The organism is Streptomyces sp. NRRL S-1813, from assembly GCF_000719605.1.
Taxonomy (GTDB): domain Bacteria; phylum Actinomycetota; class Actinomycetes; order Streptomycetales; family Streptomycetaceae; genus Streptomyces; species Streptomyces decoyicus.
Genome location: NZ_JOHB01000082.1, coordinates 1 through 1,981 on the forward strand (window position 1 = coordinate 1; position 1,981 = coordinate 1,981).

The 1,981-nt window shown below is 68.4% G+C and carries 2 protein-coding genes; both read left to right on the forward strand.

Going from position 1 to position 1,981, the window contains the following annotated elements:
* A partial coding sequence (locus IF67_RS45615) for a condensation domain-containing protein (RefSeq protein ID WP_234341644.1) occupies positions 1-1,008 on the forward strand: 1,008 nt, incomplete at its 5' end.
* A partial coding sequence (locus IF67_RS45620) for an amino acid adenylation domain-containing protein (protein ID WP_234341646.1) occupies positions 980-1,981 on the forward strand: 1,002 nt, incomplete at its 3' end. The genes IF67_RS45615 and IF67_RS45620, both read left to right, overlap by 29 nt.

Sequence of the window (1,981 nt, forward strand, 5' to 3'; positions counted from 1 at the left end):
GACGAGAGCGACCCGGACAGTGTCATCTCCCGCCAGATCGACTACTGGCGCAGCACTCTGGCAGGACTCCCCGAGCAGTTGGAACTGCCCACCGACCGGGCCCGGCCCGCGGTGGCCAGCCACCAGGGCGACAGCGTGCCCTTCGCCTGGGACACCGACCTCCACCACGGCATCACCCGCCTGGCACGCGAACACCAGTCGAGCGTCTTCATGGTCGTCCAGGCGGCGCTGGCGACGCTGCTGACCCGACTCGGCGCGGGCACCGACATCCCCATCGGCTCCGCCATCGCCGGACGTAACGACGACGCACTCGACGACCTCGTCGGCTTCTTCGTCAACACGCTGGTGCTGCGCACCGACACGTCCGGCGATCCCACCTTCGCCGAACTCCTGGGGCGGGTGCGGGAAGCGGACCTGGCGGCCTACGCGCACCAGGACGTGCCCTTCGAGCGGCTCGTGGAGATCGTCAACCCCACCCGCTCCCTGTCCCATCACCCGCTCTTCCAGGTGATGCTGACCTTCCAGAACAACGACGCCGAGCTGGCACTGCCCGGACTCACCGCACAGGGCTACGCGCTGGATGTCGCGTCGGCCAAGTTCGACCTCTCCTTCGACGTGGAAGAACAGCACGACGGCAGCGGTGTGCCTTCAGGTATGCGGGGGTCGGTGGAGTTCGCGACCGACCTCTTCGACCGGAAGACCGCGCAGAGCATCGCGGCGTGGCTGGAACGCCCCGACGCGACGCTTGCCGAACTCTTCGAGGCCCAGGTGACGCGGACGCCGCAGGCCGCTGCTCTGGAGCACGAGGGCACACAGCTCACCTACAGCGAGCTGAACGCCCGCGCCAACCAGCTGGCACATCACCTCATCAGCAGGAACGTCGGCCCCGAGCAGATCGTCGCGCTCGCCCTTCCCCGCACGATCGACGTCGTCGTGGCACACCCTCACTCTCGACTCCGGCGAGGCCGACACTTCGGGGCTGTCGACCAGCAACGTTCGCGATGCTGACCGGTTGGGTGAGGCGAAGACCTCGCATCCCGTCTTCGTCATCTACACCTCCGGTTCCACCGGGCGGCCGAAGGGCGTCGTCGTCGAGCACCGCTCGCTGAACCTCTACCTCCGCTGGGCCCACGCCGCCTATCCCGCCATGAGCGGACGGACTCTCGTCCACTCTCCGGTCTCCTTCGACCTCACGGTCACGGGGCTTCTCGGACCCCTCACGCTTGGTGGCTGCGCGCATCTGGTCGAGCTGGACGAGGGCACCGCCCCGGACCTCTCCGAGGCGCCGACCTTCGTCAAGGCCACCCCCTCGCACCTGAGCCTGCTCAAGAACCTGCCCCCGCACATCTCACCCACCGAGCAGCTGGTCCTTGGTGGTGAAGCGCTCCTGGGTGAGGCGCTCGATGAGTGGCGCCGCGACCACCCCGGCACCACCGTCATCAACGAATACGGGCCCACGGAAACCACGGTCGGCTGCACCCAGTACCGCATCGATCCCGGACAGCCCGCCCCCACCGGCACCATCACCATCGGGCACCCCATCTGGAACACCCAGATCCACATCCTCGACGCCCATCTCCAGCCCGTTCCTCCCAACGTCACCGGCGAGCTCTACATCGCCGGGGACCTCCTCGCCCGCGGATACCTCCACCGCCCCGACCTCACGGCGACACGGTTCACCGCGAACCCCCACGGCACCCCCGGCACCCGCATGTACCGCACCGGCGACCTCGCCCGCCGACGCCCCGACGGACAACTCGAATTCGCCGGACGCATCGACACCCAGGTCAAAGTCCGCGGCTACCGCATCGAACTCGGCGAAATCGAAGCCGTCATCACCAACCACCCCCAGGTGCGGCAGGCAGCCGTCATCGTCCGCGAGGACCAGCCCGGCGACCAGCGCATCGTCGCCTACGTCATCCCCACGGAGGACGCTGACACGGCAACCGCCGACCTGCGCGAACACACCGCACGGACCCTG